The sequence below is a fragment of the Deltaproteobacteria bacterium genome (genome assembly GCA_011773515.1).
Classification (GTDB): Bacteria; Desulfobacterota; Deferrimicrobia; order J040; family J040; genus WVXK01.
Window position 1 is genome coordinate 13,079 of record WVXK01000062.1, and the last position, 552, is coordinate 13,630.

The following is a 552-nucleotide window of genomic DNA, read 5'->3' on the forward strand; positions in this document are numbered from 1 at the left end:
GTAGGCCCAATCACATCTGACAATCCTGCCCATAGGAACTACCATGTTTTACCCGGAATATAGTTTCGAAATTGTCAGTTTCACGTCTCGAGTTTCGAGTTGAAAAACAAAAAAGAAAGTTTGGTTGTGAGCGGATGGGAACGCGAGACCCGGGACACGGGACGTGTTTATTCGCAGCAGGAAGAACCGTCCCCCGGTCCGCAGCCAGGTTCCGTTTTCGTCAGCCCGCCCCTTATGACGGCGTAGGCACAGCCCACGCCGGTATCCACGGAAATCGCACCTTCGGGGCAGTTCATCGCGCATGCCCCGCACTCCATGCAGGCATCGCGCAANNGAAGGCCTTCCGAAAACCTTCCCGCTTTTTGAGGACTGTCTCCCAGGAGAGGCCCGCCTGAAATCCCTCCAGTACCAGGAACTCGAAGAGCTTCCGGTCATCGTGCACGGGCACTCCCCACTCGTGATCATGGTAATCCATCATCAGGTCGCTGACGTAGGCCCAATCACATCTGACAATCCTGCCCATAGGAACTACCATGTTTTACCCGGAATATA

At 54.5% G+C, this 552-nt stretch carries 1 protein-coding gene; it reads right to left on the reverse strand.

Features of this window, described 5'->3' with window-relative positions:
- Positions 1-292 precede the first annotated feature (292 nt).
- Positions 293-514, reverse strand: a complete 222-nt coding sequence (locus GTN70_06810; GenBank protein ID NIO16694.1) for a hypothetical protein — start codon at positions 512-514, stop codon at positions 293-295.
- Positions 515-552 lie beyond the last annotated feature (38 nt).